The organism is Bradyrhizobium sp. RT6a (genome assembly GCF_040547675.1).
Lineage (GTDB): Bacteria > Pseudomonadota > Alphaproteobacteria > Rhizobiales > Xanthobacteraceae > Bradyrhizobium.
In genome coordinates this window covers 749,123-768,355 of the sequence record NZ_JBEPQC010000002.1, presented here as the reverse complement: position 1 = coordinate 768,355, position 19,233 = coordinate 749,123, and the positions used below count along the sequence as shown (strand labels likewise).

The window sequence follows — 19,233 nt, the reverse complement described above, 5'->3', positions numbered from 1 at the left end:
ACAGCGCTGCGGCGTCCAAGCACTCACGAGGAACCCCTTGCCGCTACGAGCCTTGATCTCGGCCTTGAAATGAACCGCCCATCAGGAGATTACGGAGTGGGACCAGCCTGGCGACGGCGCCTCCTTCAATCCGCCTCGAAGCTCGATGGCGTCTCGCGGCGCCAGACCGAGCAGATCGAATCCCAAAGCCGGCCGAACGCCGCACTCATCCACGAGACGATCCGCACCGAGGATGAGCCGGAGCTGGAGCGGCGATGGTGGGCCATCGTGCTGTCTGGCCTCGCCGCCGGTCTTTCGATTGGATTGTCCCTGATCGTCCAGGCGAGTTTCACGCGCTGATTTCCGACGAGGCCTCCCGGAGACGCCAAGTCGGTCAAGCGAGATGCATTAATTGGTTCGGGAGTGGCAGTGACTGACAAGCCCATCGTTCTTTGGAAACGTGGTTCTGGGGAACGTGGAACTTCCCAGCTCCGCGTATGTTGTGGGCGATGAGTGATGCGGCGGCCAGCACAAGGCGGGCCGCCATTGCTTACGCACGATGCCCATCATCGAACTCAGGAGCCGGAAATGAGCCGCGGAATGCCATCGATGACCGCCCTCTTGGGTATGCTCGCAATCGCCGGATATCAAAATCGGGACAAGCTCGCCGACATGTTTCGCAATGCTACCTCCGGTCAGCCGTCGGGTGCCAAGGATTCCCTGGGCGGCATGCTCGGCAATCTTGGCGGCCTTGTGGGAGGCGGCGGCGTCGGTTCGCTGCTGAACGGCGGGATCGGCGAGTTGCTCGAGCACTTCAAGCAGAACGGACAGGGCGATGCGGCTCAATCCTGGATCAATCAGGGGCCAAATCGCGAAGTCACCCCGCCCGAACTCCAGCAGGCTATCGGTCCGGACGTTCTTCAAAAGCTGGAGCAGCAGACCGGCCTGTCGCAGCAGGAGATCCTCGACCGATTGTCGCGCGAGCTTCCGGCAGCGGTGGACAAATACACCCCGGACGGACGACTTCCGGCGCAATCCGTGGGATAGGCACTCCTCAAGACTCGAGAAAAGATATGAGCATCATCTGGACGATCATCATCGGTTTCATCGCAGGCGTCATCGCGAAGTTCATCATGCCTGGCGACAACGAGCCCTCGGGTTTCATCCTGACCACGATCCTGGGAATAGTGGGCGCGTTCGTTGCGACCTATCTTGGCCAATCTCTCGGCTGGTACCGGCCAGGAGAAGGCGCAGGACTGGTGGGGGCCGTGGTAGGCGCCATCATCGTGCTTCTCGTCTACGGTTTTGTGGCCGGTCGGAGCCGCCGGGCCATCTAACCACCGCGAACGGAATCTTCGCGTTAGCGGAGAATTCGCCCGGCGCGAAAGGCGATCGGCAAGATGAAATGGATGCTCGTTGTCCTGGTAGGAGGTATGACCCCGGTCAACACCGACCTGGTTTTCGACAAGTTCGTCGATTGCCTTGCCGCCGAGGAGCAGATGCGAAAGCACTATACGGACGCTTTCGAGGCCTGGGACCGATGGGCCGCGGCCAATATCGAGCGACGACGCGAATACTCAAAGGTGCGCGACCTCCAGGCCAAACGGCTGCTCAGCAACATCGGTACCTGCGTTCCTCATGCGGGCGGCGAGGCCGCAGCGCCTCCGCAGCAGAGCAATCCGACACCTTCTCCTCAAGCCGCACCTACGCCGCAGCCAAGTCCGAAAACGTGACGTTTGAACGTTCCGAACAGGGGCGGTCGCAAACGAATGTTGCAATTGCTTTCGATACGCTCCGGACTTTGGAGGAGATCAGCATTGAGCGACAGGACGGGCAATGAACCTGCACCCTTGGTGCTTCTCGGCGTGGCAATCATCCCGATCATTGCAGTATTGGCGTGGTTCGCTTTTTAGCTTTGAACTTTTTCCGCGATCCGCGCGTCATACTGTCGAAGCGTCCCTAAGCTTCACCCCTACCAGAAAGCCCCGCTTCCCCCAGGCGGGGTTTTCGCTGTCGCGCGCTGCATCAACGCACCGATCTTTTCAAGCGCCCTTTTGGCTTGACCACTTTTTCCCGATGCAGCAGCCTAGATATGGGCAGGGTTTTGAGGAGGCACAATTGCCGAAAACCCTAGTGGAATTCAGAGCGCAGAACCTTCGTTTACTTGAGCAGCTTTGTCCGGACGATCCGGGCTACATTCAATCATGGATCAGGAAGTTCGACCGCCAGAACGGGATCGAACCTGAAGCTGCTGCGAAGCCTCGCCGGGAGCGAGGGGTTGCTTCACCCAAGAAGGCCAGGTCCAGCGACCGAACCAATTGAGCTCGTGGTGTCCTTCGCTCGGCGCTGGACCTACGGCGAAGAGGCGCATAGCTAGGCAGCTCGCCGCTTTTTCCGGGGAGCGCTCGCCTTTGTCTTCAACTTACCGGTCCCGGTATTCGACACACGAGCCACACCTCCGAGTGCAGCTGCAAGAACGTCGTGCTGAGCATCTCGGCCTTACCATGCTCACAGCCGTCTTCAACGGGCCGGACATGAAAACATTGGAGCGGGTGAAGGGAATCGAACCCTCGTATTCAGCTTGGAAGGCTGCTGCTCTACCATTGAGCTACACCCGCGACAGGGGCTCCCTAACACGGCCGGGCGGCGGTCTCAACTGCCCAGGATCAACTGCCCAATCGACGGCTTCCAGCGCCGTCCTTGCCCTGCGAACAGCCGCTGGTTCCTCCGGACCCGCCTCCCCTTAACAACACCGGAATTGCCGCCTATATTGATGTCTTCCGTAACCAACGAAAGGAGGTGATCCAGTGTCTTTTACCAAGCGCTGTCACCTCGCTGGGATCGCCCGCTAAGCTTTGAATAAAGGCTTGGCATCGGGGCGCTCTCAGCCCTGGACCAGCGAGCAAGAAATCGGGCGCGACGGGGCTTCCCCGCCGCGCCTTTTCGTTGGTCACGCGCCTGCTGCTCAGGCGGGCGGCTCGCCGGCGAGCGCCTCGCGGACCCTCAGTGACAGGTCCGCCTTCCGGTACGGCTTCCTCAGCAACGCAACGCCGGGACCGAGCTGGCCCTCGTGGTCGAGGGCGTTGTCGGTATAGCCGGACGTATAGAGCACCTTGATCCCCGGGCGAAGGCGCCGCACGGCCTCGGCCAATTCCTGCCCGTTCATGCCACCGGGCATGATGATGTCGGTGAACAGCAGATCGAATTGGGCGCCCTGCTGCACCAGCGCAAGCGCGGTTGCGCCGTCGCCGGCTACGAGGGTGCGATAGCCGAGGCTGCCGAGCTGGGCGATGACATAGCCCTGCACCAGCGGATCGTCCTCGACGACGAGAACCGTCTCGTGCCCGCGTGCCGCCGCGGGCGCCTGCAGCGACCCGACCCTCGCCTGCGCTCCGCCCGCAGATCGCGGCAGAAACAGCCGAATCACGGTGCCGCGGCCTTCCTCACTCTCGATCGCGACGCTGCCGCCGCTCTGCTTGCCGAAGCCGTAGACCATGCTGAGGCCGAGCCCGGTGCCGCGACCGACCCCTTTGGTGGTAAAGAACGGCTCGAACACGCGGTCGCGGATATCGGCGGGGATGCCATGGCCGGTGTCGGTCACCGCGACCATGATGAAGGCGCCGCGTGTGGCGTCGCCGTCACCAGCACCATCCGCGCCATCGAATTCGCGGTTTGCGGTCTCGAGCGTCAGCGTGCCGCCGCCAGGCATCGCATCACGCGCATTGACGGCGAGATTGATGATCGCCGACGACAGCTGCGACGGATCGGCCATCGCCGGCCAGGCGTCGTCCGCGAGGTGGGTCACGATTTCGACGTTTCCGCCCAGGATCGGCTTCAACAGCTTCGCCGTCTCAAGCACGAGGCCGTTGACGTCGATCTCGCGCGGCTCCAGCGGTTGGCGACGCGCAAAGGTCAAGAGCTGCGAGGTGATCTCCGCGCCTCGCGCCGCCGCATCGTCGATCAGCTGGGCGATCGCGGCTAGGTCGGGCTTGCCCGCCAGCCCCTCCCGGACGATCTCGATGGTGCCGGTGATGACAGTGAGCACGTTGTTGAAGTCATGCGCGACGCCACCGGTGAGCTGACCGATCGCATCCATCTTCTGCGACTGGCGAAGCCGCTCCTCGGTCTCGTGCTGCTCGGTCAGGTCGGTAGCCGAACCACGATATCCCATGAAGCCTCCGTCGGCGCCGAACACCGGCTGGCCGTTGACGCTGAAATGGCGCGCGCGCCCAGCCGCATCGCGGCCGCGATACTCGAACTTCCGGAACGGCTCGTGGCGATCCAGCGTCGCCAGGTGAGCGCGCCATTTCTGCGGCTCGGCATCGTGGTCGAAGGCGGCGTCTGAACGGCGCCTCCCGATCAGCGCCATCGGGTCCATGCCGAAAGCATCGGCCCGCTCTGAAATGTAAGTGAACACGTGATCCGGGCCGGTCTCCCAGAACCAGTCGGATGCGGTCTCGGCATAATCGCGGAAGCGCTGCTCGCTCGCGCGGGCGTTCTCCTCGGCGTGCTGCCGTATCTTCAGGTCACGCTCGAGATTCCGATTGGCCTCGCGCAGCTCGCCATAGGCATGTTCGAGGTTGGCGCACATGGCGTTGAAAGCAACGACCACCTTGTCCAGCTCGTCGGCCTCGTCAGGCGGCCGGCGCTCCAGGCGCAGAGGCGGCGGCGGCCGTCCGAGGCTGTATTTGCCGACGTACTCGGCGATGGCGCCGAGATGCCGCGTCACCAGCAGATGAAACATGTAGATGATGAACAACGAGACGAGGAACGTCTTTGCCGCCTGGCTTGCCAGGATGACGAGGGCCCTGTTCAGCAAATGCTGATAGACGTCGGTCAGCGTCGCCTCGACCCGGAGCGTGCCGATGGCGCGCGAGGTCCCCTGCACCATGGTGGTCAGCGGAAATTCCCGGGTCATGATCGAACGGGTGTTTCGCTCGCCGACTTCGACACGGATAGGATCGGGCCGATCGGCGATCTCGCGGACCTCCGCCGCGCGAACGTCAGGCAGCCGCAGAATGCCATCGAGCTGGAGCTTGAGCTGGTTCTGGTCGAGATTCCACAGGCTCTCTCCGAGGCTGCCCGTGGTGCTGCGGCCGATCTCGTCCAGCCGCGTCTCGATCAGTCCGACCTCACGATTGTAATCCAGATAGAGCTGGAGCACGGTCAGGGTCAGCGTCACGACCGATGAGAACAGCAGCACGGCAGCAAGCAGCCGGGGCCCGACGCCGCTGCGCGACCAGTTGAAGATCCGCGACAGGAGCGCCGCGAACATGGGAGGCGCGAGCGCGGCACCGATGCCGGTCAAATCCTGCTTCGCAGCCACCGGCGCAATGGCGCGGCCGCGCTTGCTATCGTCGTCGCCTGCGTTGCCCATGCACCACGTCCCCGAAAATGGCGGCACCTGCTCAGCCTACCGGTCGCAGCCGCGAGCAAAGTGAACGGTTGAGGCCCTGCCTCAGCACGCGATACGCGTGGCGATCCTGTCGGCCCATGATCCTGTCGGCCGATGATCCTGTTGGCCCTTGGGCGGCTTGAGCTCGACGGGGTCATATCTTGCGCCCAGCAACAGGATTCCCGGGCAAACTACCACCTCGCATGCTAGAATGACATCGGTGAAAGTCCGGAGCCGCCCGCACAGCGGGAACGCGCTGCAAACGTTGCGGGCCGGCACAGATGCCATCTCCGGTAGATCGCGCGGCACCGCAATCCGATGGTAGCAGGGCACGCCCAAAAGGCATGGCCAGGGAGATGCGTCATGAGGCGGATAGTCGTGGTCTGCCTATTGCTGCTCACGGCAAGCCGGTCGCAGGCGCAAGAGGTCATCCGGCTGGCACGCATCGCCGATATCCCCGATCAATATGTCGGCGGCGAGATGCTCCGCGCGGTCTATGCCAGGCTGAACATCAAGCTCGAATTCGAGGATGTCCCCGGCAAGCGCGCGCTCGCGCTGTCGAGCACCGGCGAGGTCGACGGAGAGGTCCAACGGATCGGAACGCTCTCTCGCGACTACCCGACGCTGATCCAGGTGACACCTGCGATCAATTACATCGAGCCCGCTGTCTTCACCACGAAACTGCAGTTCGACGTCGCCGGCTGGAATTCAATCAGGGACTACAGCATCGGCATCGTACGCGGCGTCGGCTCGTCGGAAGCCGGTACGCGCGGCATGACCCGGGTCACGGCGACCACAAGCCTCGACAACATGGTCAAGATGCTCGATGCCGAGCGCTTCGACGTGATGGTCGCCGACCTCTTCAGCGGGTTGGTTGCGGTGAGGAAACTCAATCTCCAGGCCAGGATCCATCCGCTCTCACCGCCACTCGAGCGCATCAGCATCTACCACCATCTGCATGAACGCCATCGCGATCTCGTGCCGAAGGTCGGAAGGATGATCGAGCAGATGGAGGCGAGCGGCGAGCTCGCCCGGTTGCGGGAAACCCTGATCAAGCAGGTGCTGAGCGGGATGTGACAAGCCGTCAGTTCGTGCGAGGCCGCTCCCGCACCGCTACCGCGGCGATCAACAGCCCGACGCACCAGGCCATGGCGGCCCGCGGCGGCTCGCTGCCGAGCAGCACGGTGAAGATGCCCGCAAGCAGGCATGGCGCGATCGCCTTACCGGACCTGCTCGCGAGCGAAAGCAGAAACGGCATCGCGGCGATCGATATCTGCACGGCGTTCATTGTCGCACGCTGTTTCGCAAGTGTTGGGCTTAGAAGCCGCAAACGTTCATTGCGCGCGGGCGCTTGCCGCGCCGGCTTTCGACGATGCGCTCGCCGCCGCTCTCGGCCGAGCTGCCATAATAGCGGTGGTGGCCGCTCTGGTCGTGCAGATCCGCAGCGTCCGACTTTCCCGCCCGACGCGCGTCGCAGATGATCTTGATGGTCGACATGGCCGCCTCCGAAGTGTTCTTGGTGGCAATCAGTCGCGCCGATTTCGGACGGCGTTCACATCTTTCGGCCGCAATCGGGTTTCGGGAAGGTTTCGTCGCCCTGCCCCGCGACGCAATATTTCCCAAACCCCATTGTCGGCTGCGACGGTGGTGATACGTCCTTCGGACGCGCGCAGCGAAAATCAACGAGGTGACGATGCTTTACGCCATCCTGGCCTATCACGTGGAAGACGAGATCTTGTCCTGGACCCCCGAGAAGGACGCCGCGGTCGTGGCCAAAGTCATCGAGGTTCAGGCTCCCCTCCGGGCAAGCGGGCACTTTGGCCCGGCCGCCCGCCTGGATGAGACCCGAAAGGCCCGCACCTTGCGTGGCCCCGGCGCGGGCGTCGTGCTGGACGGCCCGTTTGCCGAGACCAAGGAGCAGCTTCTGGGCTTCCACCTCGTCGAATACGACACGGACGAGGAGGCGATCGCGGCCGCGCGGACGCTGCGGCAGGTCAATCCGTCAGCGGTCTACGAAATCCGCCCGGTCAAGCTTTACGTGCCGGCCGACGGGTTCGGCGCGACGCCTTTCGGCGAATGAACGGCAGGCCTACTTGTCCGTCCCGGTCGGCCCGACATAGAAGCGCTGGATCAGCAGCCCGCCGAAGGCGATGAACCACACGAACGGCGCGACTTGCGGCGCGAACGCCGCAACGACCGTGCCCGGGATGAACACCAGCAGCGGAAACAGCGAGGCCATGATCTCGTGGCGCCAGCCGCCCAGGATCCTCCACCACAGCCAGGCATTGAGGCCGGCGATCGCAGTCAGGTGCAGGCCGTAGAGCACGGCGACCGCACTGCTCCTGGGGTAGTTGGTGTAGAGGCCGTTGGTCACCGGCAGCAGCACGATCGACAGCAGGAAGAACAGATTGAGGATCACCGCGCCGCGGCTGCCGACGGGCTGGCGCGCCAGCCGCCGGTGATGGCTGATCCAGAACACGCCGGCGATGATGAAGCTGAGCGCGAGACCCGCGAGCTTGCCGGAATAGACCCGGGCGAGATCGTTCCAGTCGGGCGCGCTGGTGAACACCGCAGCCTTGGGCAGGTCGTAGGCGAGCAGCGTCATGGCGACGCCAAAGATGGTGTTGCTGAGCGATTCCAGCCGTCGCATCTCGAACTGGTCGGATTTGAGCTCGGTCATGCCGGGTGGCGCTTTTTTCGGAATGGAACCTTGGGCCGTCTTGTCCCTAGGTCTTAACATCGGTCCCGTCCAGACGCATTGCGATTCGCAGCGGGATCGCCGACTCTGGCTGTTTCACCGGGGCGATTCGTGGCGACATATCTGGACACGCTCAATGCGGAGCAGCGCCGCGCCGTGGAGCATGGCGTGGCCGATGGTGCGACCGTGGGCGCGCCCCTGCTCGTCATCGCCGGTGCGGGCTCCGGCAAGACCAACACGCTGGCCCATCGCGTCGCGCACCTGATCGTCGCGGGCAGCGATCCGCGCCGCATCCTCTTGATGACGTTCTCGCGCCGCGCCGCGGCCGAGATGTCCGGCCGGGTCGAGCGCATCGCCCGAAAAGTACTCGGCGAGAACAATGCCGCGATCATGCGCGACGCGCTTACCTGGGCCGGCACCTTCCACGGCATCGGCGCGCGGTTGCTGCGCGAATATGCCGAGCGGATCGGCGTCGATCCTGCCTTCACCATCCACGACCGCGAGGATTCCGCCGACCTGATGAACCTGGTCCGGCACGAGCGCGGATTGTCGAAGACGGAGAGCCGCTTTCCCGCCAAAGGCACCTGCCTGTCGATCTACTCGCGCTGCGTCAATGCCGAGATGGAGATCGAGAAGGTGTTGGGGGCGCACTATCCCTGGTGCGCGGGCTGGACGGCCGAGCTGAAGGGCCTGTTCGCGGCCTATGTCGAGGCCAAGCAGGCCCAGCACGTGCTCGATTACGACGATCTCCTGCTCTACTGGTCGCAGATGATGAGCGATGCGCTGATCGCGGAAGAAATCGGCGGCCGCTTCGATCATGTGCTGGTCGACGAATATCAGGACACCAACCGCCTGCAATCCTCGATCCTGCTGGCGCTGAAGCCGGACGGACGCGGCCTCACCGTCGTCGGCGACGACGCGCAGTCGATCTATTCGTTCCGCGCCGCCACTGTTCGCAACATCCTGGATTTCCCGCAGAGCTTCTCGCCCCGCGCCGAGATGATCACGCTCGACCGCAATTACCGCTCGACGCAACCCGTGCTGGCGGCGGCCAACGGCGTCATCGGCCTGGCGCGCGAGCGTTTCACAAAAAATCTCTGGACCGACCGTACCTCCGCGCAAAAGCCGCAGCTCGTCACCGTGCACGACGAGACCGACCAGGCCCGCTATATCGTCGAGGAGGTGCTGGCCAACCGTGAGCAAGGCGCGCTCTTGAAGCACCAGGCGGTGCTGTTCCGGACGTCCTCGCATTCGGGTCCGCTCGAGATCGAACTCACCCGCCGCAACATCCCCTTCGTCAAGTTCGGCGGGCTGAAATTCCTCGATGCAGCTCACGTCAAGGACGTGCTGGCGCTGCTGCGCTTCGCTGAGAATCCGCGCGACCGCGTCGCCGGCTTTCGCATCCTGCATCTGTTGCCGGGCATCGGACCTGCGACGGCGCAGCGTGTGCTCGACCAGATGGCGGAGAGCTCCGATCCGCTCGCCGCGCTTGGCCAGCTCCCGGTGCCGCCGCGCACCGGCGCGGACTGGACCGGCTTCGTCCGCACGATCGAAAATTTGCGCTATTCGGAATGGCCGGCCGATCTCGAACGCGTGCGGCTCTGGTACGAACCGCATCTCGATCGCCTGCACGAGGATTCCGAGACGCGCCGCGCCGATCTGATGCAGCTCGAGCAGATCGCGAGCGGCTATGCCTCACGCGAGAAATTCCTGACCGAGCTCACGCTCGACCCGCCGGATGCGACCAGCGACAAATCCGGACCACCCTTGCGCGACGAGGACTATCTGATCCTCTCCACCATCCACTCCGCCAAGGGCCAGGAGTGGAAATCGGTATTCGTGCTCAACGTCGTCGACGGCTGCATGCCGTCGGATCTCGGCGCCGGCACCAGCGCCGAGCTCGAGGAGGAACGCCGCCTGCTCTATGTCGCGATGACGCGCGCCAAGGACGATCTGCACCTCGTGGTGCCGCAGCGCTTCTTCGTCCACGGCCAGGCCGCCAAGGGCGACCGCCACGTCTACGCCTCGCGCACCCGCTTCATCCCGGAGCAGCTCGTCTATCTGTTCGAGCGTACTGCCTGGCCGAAGGCCGGGGCAAGCGCAGCGCGCACTGCCGCGCAAGGCCCGAAGGTCGACATCGGCGCTCGGATGCGGGGAATGTGGCGGTAAGACACAAGAGGCTGGGGTCGGGGCCTGTCAGGATAACTGGAACAACAGAGGTCCGACATGAAAGCGGTCGTCGTCGAACAATACGCGCCCATCGATCAAATCGCCCTGAAGGACGTTCCGTCTCCGCGCATCGAGCCCGGACAGCTGCGCGTCCGGGTAGAGGCCGCAGGGATCGGATTTGTCGACGGCTTGAAGATCGAGGGGCGCTATCAGACCAAGGATCCCCTGCCCTTTATTCCCGGAACTGAATTCGCAGGGATCGTGGACGAAGCGCCCGGTGCACCGGGCGGCTATCAACCCGGCATGCGCGTGATGGGGATGACGCGCTCGGGCGCGCTTGCCGAAGAGATCGTCGTCACCCCCGAAGCGCTCTATCCCCTGCAGGACGGCGTCGCGGCCGAGGTCGCCGCCTCGTTTCGTGCCAATTACCTGACAGCCCTCTATGCGCTGAGTGCGCGCGCGTCGCTCAGCGCAGGCGAACAGCTCCTGGTGCTGGGCGCAGCCGGCGGCACGGGAATCGCGGCTGTCCAGATTGGCAGGCTGCTCGGCGCCCATGTGATCGCAGCGGCATCGACACCAGACAAGCGCGAGTTCGCGCGACAGCACGGCGCCGATGCTGTGGTTGACTACACGCAGATCAACTGGCGCGATACGTTGAAGGAATTAACCGGAGGACACGGCGCCGACGTGATCTTCGACCCCGTCGGCGGCGAGGTCTCGGTGCAGGCCTTTCGCTCCATCGCCTGGCGCGGACGTCATCTCGTGGTTGGCTTTGCTGCCGGCGCGATCCCCGCGCTACCGTTCAATCTGCCGCTGCTCAAGGGCGGCGCCCTGCTCGGCGTCGACCTCGCGCAGCTTCCGATCCGCGAGCCCGAGGTGCAGAAGCGCCTGATGTCGGAGCTGGCGGCCTGGTTGGCCGAGGGCCAGCTGAAGCCTGTGGTCGGTCGCGTCTTCGCGCTGGATGATTTCCGGGAAGCGTTCAGGACCATGCAAACGCGCGGGGCGCTTGGCAAGATGGTCGTGCGCATCTCGAAATAGGCCGCACCGGCGCGCGGGATGTGGCGGCAGCTAAGCGTTCAGCCGGTCGAACTGGACCTTGCCTGCCTTCATCACCAGCGGAATGTGCTCGCCCTGGCCGAGCAGGCAGGCGACATCGCGGAGTGGGTTGCCGTCGACCACCAGCAGGTCCGCGATGGCTTCCGGCATGATGCGGCCGAGCTTGCCCTCCATGCCGAGCACCTCGGCGCCGACCAATGTCGCGCTGGCGATGACGGCGTGCGGACCGAGAATCTCTGCGCGGATACGGAATTCGTCGCTCTGGAGCCGTTGGGACGGCCCAAGCAGGTCGCTGCCAAACCCCGTCTTCACGCCCGCATCGCGGTAGATCGTGAGCGAACGCAGGCCGGCGTCGCGCACATCGGCGATCTTGGCAACGCTTTCGGGCGGCAGGCCATATTGGGCGCCCTCGTTGGCCAGCGCCTCGTAGGTGACGAGCGTCGGCACCACATAGGCGCCCTTCTCGGCCATCAGCTGCGCGGTCGGAGCATCGACCAGGTTGCCGTGCTCGATGGTGCGTACCCCGCAGCGCACTGCGCGTTCGATCGCGGCTGCGGTGTAGGCGTGGGCGAGCACATAGGTCTGACGCCCGCGCGCCTCCTCGACGATGGCGCGGATCTCGTCCTCGGAGTAGCCGAAGGCACCGACCGGATCGGTCGGTGAAGCGACGCCGCCTGAGGCCATGATCTTGATCTGGTCCGCCCCCATCTGGAGCTCCTCGCGCGCCGCCCTGCGCACGCCGTCGACACCATCGGCAACGCGCGCCAGCGCGCCGACACGCACGCAGCAGGGGCACGGTGCGTCGCTGGCGAGGTAATCCGAACGCGCCCGCATGTCGCCGTGCCCGCCGGTCTGGCTGAGCGCACGTCCCGAGACGAACAGCCGCGGACCGTCGGTGAGTCCGGTCTCGATCGCCTGCTTCAACGCATGGCCGGCGCCGCCGGCGTCGCGCACGGTGGTGAAGCCCCGCCGCAGCATGCCGCGCAGCAGCAGCGTCGAGCGCAGCGTCACCAGCACGTTCGGCATGTGCACCTGCTGCGCCAGGTTGAGCTCGACGGCGATCGCATGCACGTGCAGGTCGATCAGGCCGGGCATCAGCGTCTTGCCCTTCAGATCGACGGTGCGGTCGGCTTCGGCCTGGAGCGGCTGATCGGAGACCTCCTTGATCAGATTGTCCTCGACCAGCACATGATGTCCCTCCAGGAGGTCCGGCTGAAGCGGATCGAGCAGAGCGGCGTTCTTGAAGAGCACACGGGACATGACGACTTCCTGTCTTATCAGGTGAGCAACGCGGGCAAGGCGAGCTGGGCGAATGGAAGGCACGCAGCGACATCGTCCTCGCCGTACCAGCCTGCCTCATGGAGCAGATTGAGCGAGCCGAGCGTGCGCCCACACCAGCGCACGGGCATGTTGAGCACGCTTTCGCAGCCGAGCGAAGCGATCAGCTCGTGATCGGAAAACACCTCGCGCAGATCGTCCCGGGTGCGGCCGATATAGGCCTCGCCGCGGTCGAGCACGGCCTCGGTCCACGGCCCCGGCGCCAGGCGTTTGCGTCCGCCCGCCGGGTAAGGTCCGGGGAGATTGGAATACACCCGCGCTGCTTCCCTTGTGTCGTCGTCATAGGTCAGGATCGTGAACAGCTTGTGCCCGATCGCGGATTTCAAGGCGTCGTCCAGCGCCGAGTACAGAGCCTTCGGCTGATCCGCCCTGCCCTGCGCGGCCGCCACGGCGCAGAGCAGCGGATCGGACCGGTGTTTCGTCTCCCTCATGCGACTTCACCCGCCGCAATCTCTTCCAGCGAACGGCCGCGCGTCGGCACCCCCATCAGCACCACGGTGAGCGCGCCTAACAGCAGCACACTCGTGGTGAGGCCGAACACGCCGGCGAAGCCGAAATTCGGATAGAGATAGCCGACCAGGATCGGCGACACGATCGCACCGATGCGGCCGATTGCCGAGGCGAGCCCGGCGCCGGTGGTTCTGACCGCCGTCGGAAAGACCTCGGCGGTATAGGCATAGACGCCCGCATAGGTGCCGTTCATGAAGAAGGACAGCAAGATTCCCGCCACCATGATGTGCTGGTCGCTGTGCGCGAACGCCAGCCCGAGCGCGCTGGCGCCGCCGAGCACCATATAGGAGGCGATCGTCGCCTGCCGGCCGATGCGCTCGTTGAAGTAGGCGGCGCTGAAATAGCCCGGAATCTGCGCGCAATAGATCGCGATCGAATAGGCGAAGCTCTTGGTGATGCTCATGCCGTTCTGGACCAGAAGGCCGGGGATCCAGACGAAGAAGGAATAGTAGCTGAACGTGATCGCAAGCCACATGATCCAGGTCATGATGGTGATGCGGGCCTGGCGGCCGGCGAGGAGCGCGGCGAAATTGGCAAGCAGCGTCCCACCAGTCACAGCAGGCGCCGTGGCTTCGAGGATTGGTTGCGGCAGGACATGGCCTTGGCTCGCAAAACCGGCCTCGATCCTGTCCAGCACGGCTTCGGCTTCCTTCTCCCGGCCCCGGCTTTCCAGCCAGCGCGGCGATTCCGGCAGCGCCCTGCGCCACCACAGCAGCATGACGACCGGCACCGCGGTGATCACCAGAACGATGCGCCAGCCGTTCTCGTAGGCGGGCACGATGAAATAGCCGAGCAAGGCCGCCGCGACGAAACCGAAGGAGAAGAATCCGGCGAGCGCGCCCGTGAAACTGCCGCGGTAGCGCCGCGCCACGAACTCCGCCAGATAAGGTGCGATGATCGCGCTCTCCGCGCCGGTGCCCATGCCCGCGACGACGCGGGCGGCGAAGAAGGACGACCAATCGTTCACCGCCGCGCTGACGATGGATGCGACGCAATAGAGCGCCAGCGCCGACATCATCACCGCACGACGGCCGATCAGGTCACCCAGCGTGCCCGCCAGCAGCGCGCCGAACAGGAAGCCGATATAGGTGCTGCTGCCGAGCACGCCGATCTGCACGCTCGACAGATTCCAGGTCGTGCGCAGCACCGGCAAAATGAACGCCAGCACGGCTGCGTCCATCGCGTCGAACATGTAGCCGAGCCCGCCCATCAGCAGCAGATGCCCGTGGAAGCGCGCGAATGGAAGGCGCTCGATGCGCGCCGAGATCATCGACATGAAAGTCCCCTCTGTCTGGCGGCCCGGCACTCCGCTCGTCTCTGGGGAATCATAGACAAAGAGATATTATCGTCATAATTTATAATCATGATCTAGTACATCACCGTGGTGAATGTTCTGTCGTTCCGAAAGCTCGACCTCAACCTGCTGAAAGTCTTCGAGGCCCTGATGACCGAGGGCAGCGTCACGCGCGCGGCCAACGCGCTTCTGATGACCCAGCCGGCGGTCAGCAACGCGCTCGCACGCCTGCGGGACGCGCTCGGCGATCCCCTGTTCGTCAGGTCCGGCACCGGCATCCGTCCGACCCAGCGCGCCGTGGTGCTGTGGGAGCCGATTGGCGAAGCGCTCGAAACCGTCCGCGGCGCGCTCGACGAGCAGGTGTTCGATCCGCGCCGTGCGCAGACCGAATTCAGCCTGTCCATGTCGGATTATGTCGCTTCGCTGGTGATGCCGAACCTGCTGAACCATTTCGGCAGTGTCGCGCCGAAGGCGCGAATCCATACCGTCCCCAACACCGTCGTGGAGATCGCTGACCAGCTCGAGGACAATCGCGTTGATTGTGTGTTGAGCGTCTATGTCAACGAAGCACAGCAGCCGGCCGCCATCCGCTCGCGCTCGCTGTGGACCGTCGACTACGCCTGCTTCATGCGGCGCGGTCATCCCCTCGCGACGATGAAGCGGCTGAGCACGCGCAGCTTCCTCAACGCGGGGCATGTCGATGTGAGCCTCGCCGGCAAGACCTTGCCGTCCTACGACCTCTTCCTCGCCTCGCGCGGGCTGTCGCGCAACCTGGTTGCGACCGTCAATCACTACAGCGCCGCCTACGAAGTCGTGCGCCAGTCCGACCTGATCGCCGTGCTGCCGAGCGATCTGCGCTCGCAATCCCGGCACGCGCCGTTCCTGCACGCGATGCCGCTTCCGCTCAAGGCGCCGCCGCGCATCGTTAGCCTGTTCTGGCACCAGCGCAATGACACCGTACCGGCGCAGCGCTGGCTGCGCGAGACCCTGGTCGAGATGTTCGCCAGGTCCGACTGAAGCCGCGGGCAGCGGGCGGCCGACACCATGAAAAAAGGAAACAATGGGTTTCTCGAAGCAGCATTGTGCACCCGTCCCGGCTGCTTAGCTGCGACTAAAGCAATCCCCCCACATTGACAGACGCGCATGCCGCGCCCGCAGAGATCTCATCAATGACCGCACCGCTCGAATTCGGACTGGACACCTTTGGCGACGTCACCAGGGACGCCTCCGGCGCGATGCTTCCGCACGCGCAAGTGATCCGCAACGTCGTCGACGAGGCGGTGCTCGCCGACGAGCTCGGCCTCGACTTCATCGGCCTCGGCGAGCATCACCGCGCCGACTTCGCGATCTCGTCCCCTGAGACCGTGCTGGCCGCCGTCGCATCGCGGACCAAGCGCATCCATCTCGGCTCTGCCGTGACCGTGCTGAGCTCGGATGATCCGATCCGCGTCTTCCAGCGCTTTGCCACGCTGGACGCGCTTTCGAACGGACGCGCCGAGGTGATCCTTGGTCGCGGCTCGTTCACGGAGTCCTTTCCGCTGTTTGGCTTTGATTTGGGCAAGTACGAAGAGCTGTTCGAGGAGAAGCTCGATCTGTTCGCAGCACTGCTGTCGCAGAAGCCGGTGACCTGGGAAGGCAAGCTGCGTCCGCCGCTCAAGGGTCACCTGGTCTATCCCCCGGTCGAGAACGGCACGCTCAAGACCTGGATCGGCGTCGGCGGCAGTCCGCAATCGGTGGTGCGCGCGGCACATTACGACCTGCCCTTGATGCTCGCGATCATCGGCGGCGATCCGGCGCGCTTCGCCCCCTTCGTCGATCTCTATCACCGCGCATTCAAGGAGTTCGGCCGCCCGGCACAGCCGATCGGCGTGCACTCGCCCGGCTATGTCGCCGAGACCGACGAACAGGCGCGCGAGGAACTGTGGCCCGACTACAAGGCGATGCGCGACCGCATCGGCAAGGAACGCGGCTGGCCACCGATGGGCCGCGATGAATTCGTGAACGAGGCCGAGCACGGTTCGCTCTATGTCGGCTCGCTGGAGACGGTCGCGCGCAAGATCGCCAAGACCGCCAAGGCACTCGGCATCTCGCGCTTCCAGCTGAAGTATTCGGCGGGCCCGTTGCCGCACGAGAAGCTGATGAAGAGCATCGAGCTCTACGGGCGGAAGGTGGTACCGATGGTGCGGGAGATGATGGGGTAACTTACGCTCTGAGCGAGTCCGCCTACGCCCTGCGGGCTACGGCGCGACAGCCTTCGCTCACTTCGCGCCATGACCATCGGTGCCGGCTTGCCGAGCCGTAGCTCGCGAAGCGAGCGAAGGCTGGTGGGGGAGGCAGGACTCGAACCTGCGAAGCCATAAGGCGGCTGATTTACAGTCAGCTCCCTTTGCCACTCGGGACACTCCCCCGCTCGACGGCAGCACAATCGGGCCGGACCTTGCCGGCGACCGAAGACGGCCATGGAACGTGAAGGCCGCGACAGCCCGGATGGGGGCGCGACCGGGCGCGGTTATCGGCGAAGCGGTGGGGTAAAGTCAACCGAGGCGAACAGCTAAAATCGCCCCCGAAGCCACCCAAATTGCCATATTCGGGGACCCGTGACACAAGCGAGCCCATGAAGGATCGAAAATTCAACCCGAGGGGCCCCCGCGGCGGGTCTAAGCCCTTCAACAGGCCCGGAAAATCGGCCGGTCGGCCGGCCCGGCGCGATCGCGATTCGGATACCGACGGGCCTGTCATCCTCTATGGCTGGCACACCGTCACCATGGCGCTCGCCAACCCCCAGCGGCAGATCCGCAAGCTGACCCTGACCGAGAACGCCGCAAGGCGTCTGGCGGACGAGAACATCGCAATCCCGGTCACGCCCGAGATCGTCCGGCCCCAGGAGATCGACCGGCTGCTGTCGCCCGACGCCGTGCACCAGGGCCTGCTCGCGGAGGCCGATCCCCTGCCCTCGCCCGACATCGAGGATTTGGAGCAGGACGGCATGGTGCTGGTGCTCGACCAGATCACCGATCCGCACAATGTCGGCGCCATCCTGCGCTCGGCGGCAGCGTTTGCGGTGAAGGCGATCGTCACCACCGCGCGCCACAGTCCGGAAGCGACCGGCGTGCTGGCCAAGGCCGCCTCCGGCGCGCTAGAGCTCGTCCCGATGGTGACGGTGCAAAACCTCGCCCGCGCATTGACCACGCTGAACGAGCTCGGCTTCCAGACCGTCGGGCTGGACAGTGAAGGCAGCGCGGATCTCTCCGAGGTCACCCTGCGCGAACCGCTCGCGCTGGTGCTGGGCGCGGAAGGCAAAGGCCTGCGGCAATTGACGCGCGAGACCTGCAGCGTCGTGGCGCGGCTCGACATGCCCGGAGAGATCAAGAGCCTCAACGTCTCGAATGCCGCCGTGCTCTCGCTCTATGTCGGCGCCAGCCGGCTCGGGCTGATCAAGCGGTAACAAAGCAAAACAAAACGCCCGTCCGCATCGCGGACGGGCGTCTCGTTGGCTCAACCGATCAAGCGATCAGTAATAGCGGCGCAGCACGCGGTGGCCGCCATAGTACGGCGCATGGCGCGGAGCGTAGCCGTAGCGCGGACCGTAGCCGTAATGCGTGCGCGGCAGATAGCCGGCGCGCGGGCCGTAGCCGTAGCGATACGGACGGTAATACGGGCGGCGGTAGGGATAGGCGCCCGGAGCTTCGACCGCGGCGGCGCGATAGCCATAGCCGTTGCCGTAACCATAGCCACGGCCGTAGCCGTAATTGGCGGGCGCAACCACCGCGTCTTCACGATAGGTCGGATACGGCGCGAAGGCGCCCGGGCCGGTGTAGGTCGGGCCCTGGTTGACGTGATAATATTGCGTGGTGGGCTCGGCGAGACGCTCATAGGCGCCATAACCGTAGCCGTAGCCGGCCCCATAACCGCCGCAGCCGGTGTTGCAGCCGGAATAGACCGGCGCGACCGGCTGGCACGCATTGAAGCCGCAGGCCGCGGCGGGCGCGGTAGCGACGAACATCGCGGCAGCCGCCACGACCAGTCCCGAAATCATCTGACGCATTACTCTCTCCTGTTGATTTTCGTTTGTTGTTTTCGTTTCTTAACCCGGCGGCCTGCCGGGCATCTCTGCACGCGGCCGCGGCCGAGGACGCCGCGGATAGTCGTTGATCTCAGGCGCAAGGATCACCGGCGGCGGATTGACGGGCACATCCATCTGCGGCGGCAGCGGCGCCGATTGCGCGCCCCAGCTCTGGTAATAGCTCTCGGCGGGCTTGGGCATTTTGCGGTTCGCGGGCGGCTCGATCTCGAGCCGCCCATAGCCGGGCCGCAGGCCCAGCGTCGGGTAGTAATGGCCGACGTCGGCGGGCTGGCGCTCGGCGACGTAACGTCCGCCATAGATCGTGGGCTGCACCTGGACGTTCTTCCCCAGGCCCCAGGTCCCCTCGACCACGGCATAGGACGCGTCGATGTTGTTGATGATGATGGGCACGCCCGGGCGGCCGGGAACGACGATATCGAAGCCGCCGCCGGCAAACGCCGTCGCGGGCAGTCCGATCAGAAACGCAGCGAGCGCAGATGCGCGCATGAGGGGATCCCATTTATTCGGCGACAACCTACCCGATAGCGACGCAGAGAGGGTTAAGGCCCTCTCACCAATTGCTGGTAAGCCTAATGTGTAAGGATTGCGCGCCGCTCAAATGCTGCAAGGCGAACTAGCGAAGCATTAACGCCGCTGGACCCTGCAGTCGGGAACCATGGTGCGTGCTCACTTCCGTTTGAATATCGTTGACGAAAATCCACCGGTTTCAG

General features: G+C 64.7%; 20 protein-coding genes and 2 tRNA genes. 11 read left to right on the top strand and 11 right to left on the bottom strand.

Annotation, left to right across the window (positions count from 1 at the left end; genetic code table 11):
• The first annotated feature begins 96 nt into the window (after positions 1 to 96).
• From ABIC03_RS13440 to ABIC03_RS13425, 4 genes are all read left to right on the top strand, one after another.
• A complete protein-coding gene (locus tag ABIC03_RS13440) occupies positions 97 to 339 on the top strand; it encodes a hypothetical protein (protein WP_354058680.1) in 243 nt (80 codons plus the stop codon).
• A 228-nt stretch (positions 340 to 567) separates the two neighbouring features.
• Positions 568 to 1,026 carry a YidB family protein gene (locus ABIC03_RS13435; protein ID WP_275168181.1) on the top strand — a complete coding sequence of 153 codons (459 nt, stop codon included), beginning with the start codon at positions 568 to 570 and terminating at the stop codon, positions 1,024 to 1,026.
• 26 nt (positions 1,027 to 1,052) lie between these two features.
• Complete coding sequence (locus ABIC03_RS13430; protein ID WP_007611688.1) at positions 1,053 to 1,316, top strand: GlsB/YeaQ/YmgE family stress response membrane protein; 264 nt, start codon at positions 1,053 to 1,055, stop codon at positions 1,314 to 1,316.
• Positions 1,317 to 1,379: 63 nt separating this feature from the next.
• The gene (locus ABIC03_RS13425; RefSeq protein ID WP_354058679.1) at positions 1,380 to 1,712 is read left to right on the top strand and encodes a hypothetical protein; all 333 of its coding nucleotides are present in this window, start codon (positions 1,380 to 1,382) and stop codon (positions 1,710 to 1,712) included.
• A gap of 811 nt (positions 1,713 to 2,523) precedes the next feature.
• On the opposite strand, the gene ABIC03_RS13420 is transcribed toward ABIC03_RS13425, so the two are convergent.
• Together ABIC03_RS13420 and ABIC03_RS13415 are read right to left on the bottom strand one after the other, a co-directional pair.
• Positions 2,524 to 2,597: transfer RNA gene (locus ABIC03_RS13420), tRNA-Gly, on the bottom strand.
• A gap of 347 nt (positions 2,598 to 2,944) precedes the next feature.
• Positions 2,945 to 5,356: an ATP-binding protein gene (locus ABIC03_RS13415; RefSeq protein ID WP_354058678.1), complete on the bottom strand. Its 2,412-nt coding sequence runs from the start codon at positions 5,354 to 5,356 to the stop codon at positions 2,945 to 2,947.
• A gap of 381 nt (positions 5,357 to 5,737) precedes the next feature.
• Here ABIC03_RS13415 and ABIC03_RS13410 point away from each other — a divergent pair, with 381 nt between their 5' ends.
• Entirely contained in the window at positions 5,738 to 6,451 is a 714-nt protein-coding gene (locus tag ABIC03_RS13410; protein WP_354058677.1) for a substrate-binding periplasmic protein, read from the top strand.
• A gap of 7 nt (positions 6,452 to 6,458) precedes the next feature.
• Here the strand turns inward: ABIC03_RS13410 and ABIC03_RS13405 are convergent, their stop codons facing one another.
• Both ABIC03_RS13405 and ABIC03_RS13400 read right to left on the bottom strand, forming a co-directional pair.
• A complete protein-coding gene (locus ABIC03_RS13405) occupies positions 6,459 to 6,662 on the bottom strand; it encodes a hypothetical protein (RefSeq protein ID WP_275168187.1) in 204 nt (67 codons plus the stop codon).
• A gap of 29 nt (positions 6,663 to 6,691) precedes the next feature.
• Positions 6,692 to 6,871, bottom strand: coding sequence for a hypothetical protein (locus ABIC03_RS13400; protein ID WP_275168188.1), 180 nt, complete (start codon positions 6,869 to 6,871; stop codon positions 6,692 to 6,694).
• A 196-nt stretch (positions 6,872 to 7,067) separates the two neighbouring features.
• Here ABIC03_RS13400 and ABIC03_RS13395 point away from each other — a divergent pair, with 196 nt between their 5' ends.
• Positions 7,068 to 7,454: a YciI family protein gene (locus ABIC03_RS13395; RefSeq protein WP_354058676.1), complete on the top strand. Its 387-nt coding sequence runs from the start codon at positions 7,068 to 7,070 to the stop codon at positions 7,452 to 7,454.
• Positions 7,455 to 7,463: 9 nt separating this feature from the next.
• Here ABIC03_RS13395 and ABIC03_RS13390 read toward each other — a convergent pair whose 3' ends face one another.
• The gene (locus ABIC03_RS13390) at positions 7,464 to 8,054 is read right to left on the bottom strand and encodes a TMEM175 family protein (RefSeq protein WP_275168189.1); all 591 of its coding nucleotides are present in this window, start codon (positions 8,052 to 8,054) and stop codon (positions 7,464 to 7,466) included.
• A gap of 129 nt (positions 8,055 to 8,183) precedes the next feature.
• On the opposite strand from ABIC03_RS13390, the gene ABIC03_RS13385 reads away from it, so the two are divergent.
• Together ABIC03_RS13385 and ABIC03_RS13380 are read left to right on the top strand one after the other, a co-directional pair.
• Positions 8,184 to 10,241, top strand: coding sequence for an ATP-dependent helicase (locus ABIC03_RS13385; RefSeq protein WP_354058675.1), 2,058 nt, complete (start codon positions 8,184 to 8,186; stop codon positions 10,239 to 10,241).
• 57 nt (positions 10,242 to 10,298) lie between these two features.
• Positions 10,299 to 11,279, top strand: a complete 981-nt coding sequence (locus tag ABIC03_RS13380) for an NADPH:quinone oxidoreductase family protein (protein ID WP_354058674.1) — start codon at positions 10,299 to 10,301, stop codon at positions 11,277 to 11,279.
• Positions 11,280 to 11,309: 30 nt separating this feature from the next.
• Here the strand turns inward: ABIC03_RS13380 and ABIC03_RS13375 are convergent, their stop codons facing one another.
• The 3 genes from ABIC03_RS13375 to ABIC03_RS13365 are packed head-to-tail and all read right to left on the bottom strand — an operon-like array spanning position 11,310 to position 14,421.
• Positions 11,310 to 12,557, bottom strand: coding sequence for a metal-dependent hydrolase family protein (locus ABIC03_RS13375; RefSeq protein WP_354058673.1), 1,248 nt, complete (start codon positions 12,555 to 12,557; stop codon positions 11,310 to 11,312).
• Between the two features lie 17 nt (positions 12,558 to 12,574).
• Positions 12,575 to 13,066: a GAF domain-containing protein gene (locus ABIC03_RS13370; RefSeq protein WP_354058672.1), complete on the bottom strand. Its 492-nt coding sequence runs from the start codon at positions 13,064 to 13,066 to the stop codon at positions 12,575 to 12,577.
• Complete coding sequence (locus ABIC03_RS13365; RefSeq protein ID WP_354058671.1) at positions 13,063 to 14,421, bottom strand: MFS transporter; 1,359 nt, start codon at positions 14,419 to 14,421, stop codon at positions 13,063 to 13,065. Before ABIC03_RS13365 ends, ABIC03_RS13370 begins: the two co-directional genes overlap by 4 nt.
• Before the next feature lie 105 nt (positions 14,422 to 14,526).
• Here ABIC03_RS13365 and ABIC03_RS13360 point away from each other — a divergent pair, with 105 nt between their 5' ends.
• Positions 14,527 to 15,456, top strand: a complete 930-nt coding sequence (locus ABIC03_RS13360) for a LysR family transcriptional regulator (protein ID WP_342761018.1) — start codon at positions 14,527 to 14,529, stop codon at positions 15,454 to 15,456.
• Between the two features lie 152 nt (positions 15,457 to 15,608).
• Positions 15,609 to 16,640, top strand: a complete 1,032-nt coding sequence (locus ABIC03_RS13355) for an LLM class flavin-dependent oxidoreductase (protein ID WP_354058670.1) — start codon at positions 15,609 to 15,611, stop codon at positions 16,638 to 16,640.
• 121 nt (positions 16,641 to 16,761) lie between these two features.
• On the opposite strand, the gene ABIC03_RS13350 is transcribed toward ABIC03_RS13355, so the two are convergent.
• A tRNA-Tyr gene (locus ABIC03_RS13350) sits at positions 16,762 to 16,847 on the bottom strand.
• A 206-nt stretch (positions 16,848 to 17,053) separates the two neighbouring features.
• Here ABIC03_RS13350 and rlmB point away from each other — a divergent pair.
• Positions 17,054 to 17,884 carry a 23S rRNA (guanosine(2251)-2'-O)-methyltransferase RlmB gene (rlmB, locus tag ABIC03_RS13345; RefSeq protein WP_354058669.1) on the top strand — a complete coding sequence of 277 codons (831 nt, stop codon included), beginning with the start codon at positions 17,054 to 17,056 and terminating at the stop codon, positions 17,882 to 17,884.
• 66 nt (positions 17,885 to 17,950) lie between these two features.
• Here rlmB and ABIC03_RS13340 read toward each other — a convergent pair whose 3' ends face one another.
• Positions 17,951 to 18,484 carry a hypothetical protein gene (locus tag ABIC03_RS13340; RefSeq protein WP_354058668.1) on the bottom strand — a complete coding sequence of 178 codons (534 nt, stop codon included), beginning with the start codon at positions 18,482 to 18,484 and terminating at the stop codon, positions 17,951 to 17,953.
• A gap of 39 nt (positions 18,485 to 18,523) precedes the next feature.
• Positions 18,524 to 19,009, bottom strand: coding sequence for a hypothetical protein (locus ABIC03_RS13335; protein WP_354058667.1), 486 nt, complete (start codon positions 19,007 to 19,009; stop codon positions 18,524 to 18,526).
• Positions 19,010 to 19,233 lie beyond the last annotated feature (224 nt).

Coding starts and splice junctions, on each gene's coding strand:
- ABIC03_RS13435 (WP_275168181.1), top strand. CDS start 568: ATGAGCCGCGGAATGCCATCGATGACCGCCCTCTTGGGTATGCTCGCA.
- ABIC03_RS13430 (WP_007611688.1), top strand. CDS start 1,053: ATGAGCATCATCTGGACGATCATCATCGGTTTCATCGCAGGCGTCATC.
- ABIC03_RS13425 (WP_354058679.1), top strand. CDS start 1,380: ATGAAATGGATGCTCGTTGTCCTGGTAGGAGGTATGACCCCGGTCAAC.
- ABIC03_RS13415 (WP_354058678.1), bottom strand. CDS start 5,356: ATGGGCAACGCAGGCGACGACGATAGCAAGCGCGGCCGCGCCATTGCG.
- ABIC03_RS13410 (WP_354058677.1), top strand. CDS start 5,738: ATGAGGCGGATAGTCGTGGTCTGCCTATTGCTGCTCACGGCAAGCCGG.
- ABIC03_RS13405 (WP_275168187.1), bottom strand. CDS start 6,662: ATGAACGCCGTGCAGATATCGATCGCCGCGATGCCGTTTCTGCTTTCG.
- ABIC03_RS13400 (WP_275168188.1), bottom strand. CDS start 6,871: ATGTCGACCATCAAGATCATCTGCGACGCGCGTCGGGCGGGAAAGTCG.
- ABIC03_RS13395 (WP_354058676.1), top strand. CDS start 7,068: ATGCTTTACGCCATCCTGGCCTATCACGTGGAAGACGAGATCTTGTCC.
- ABIC03_RS13390 (WP_275168189.1), bottom strand. CDS start 8,054: ATGACCGAGCTCAAATCCGACCAGTTCGAGATGCGACGGCTGGAATCG.
- ABIC03_RS13380 (WP_354058674.1), top strand. CDS start 10,299: ATGAAAGCGGTCGTCGTCGAACAATACGCGCCCATCGATCAAATCGCC.
- ABIC03_RS13375 (WP_354058673.1), bottom strand. CDS start 12,557: ATGTCCCGTGTGCTCTTCAAGAACGCCGCTCTGCTCGATCCGCTTCAG.
- ABIC03_RS13370 (WP_354058672.1), bottom strand. CDS start 13,066: ATGAGGGAGACGAAACACCGGTCCGATCCGCTGCTCTGCGCCGTGGCG.
- ABIC03_RS13365 (WP_354058671.1), bottom strand. CDS start 14,421: ATGTCGATGATCTCGGCGCGCATCGAGCGCCTTCCATTCGCGCGCTTC.
- ABIC03_RS13355 (WP_354058670.1), top strand. CDS start 15,609: ATGACCGCACCGCTCGAATTCGGACTGGACACCTTTGGCGACGTCACC.
- rlmB (WP_354058669.1), top strand. CDS start 17,054: ATGAAGGATCGAAAATTCAACCCGAGGGGCCCCCGCGGCGGGTCTAAG.
- ABIC03_RS13340 (WP_354058668.1), bottom strand. CDS start 18,484: ATGCGTCAGATGATTTCGGGACTGGTCGTGGCGGCTGCCGCGATGTTC.
- ABIC03_RS13335 (WP_354058667.1), bottom strand. CDS start 19,009: ATGCGCGCATCTGCGCTCGCTGCGTTTCTGATCGGACTGCCCGCGACG.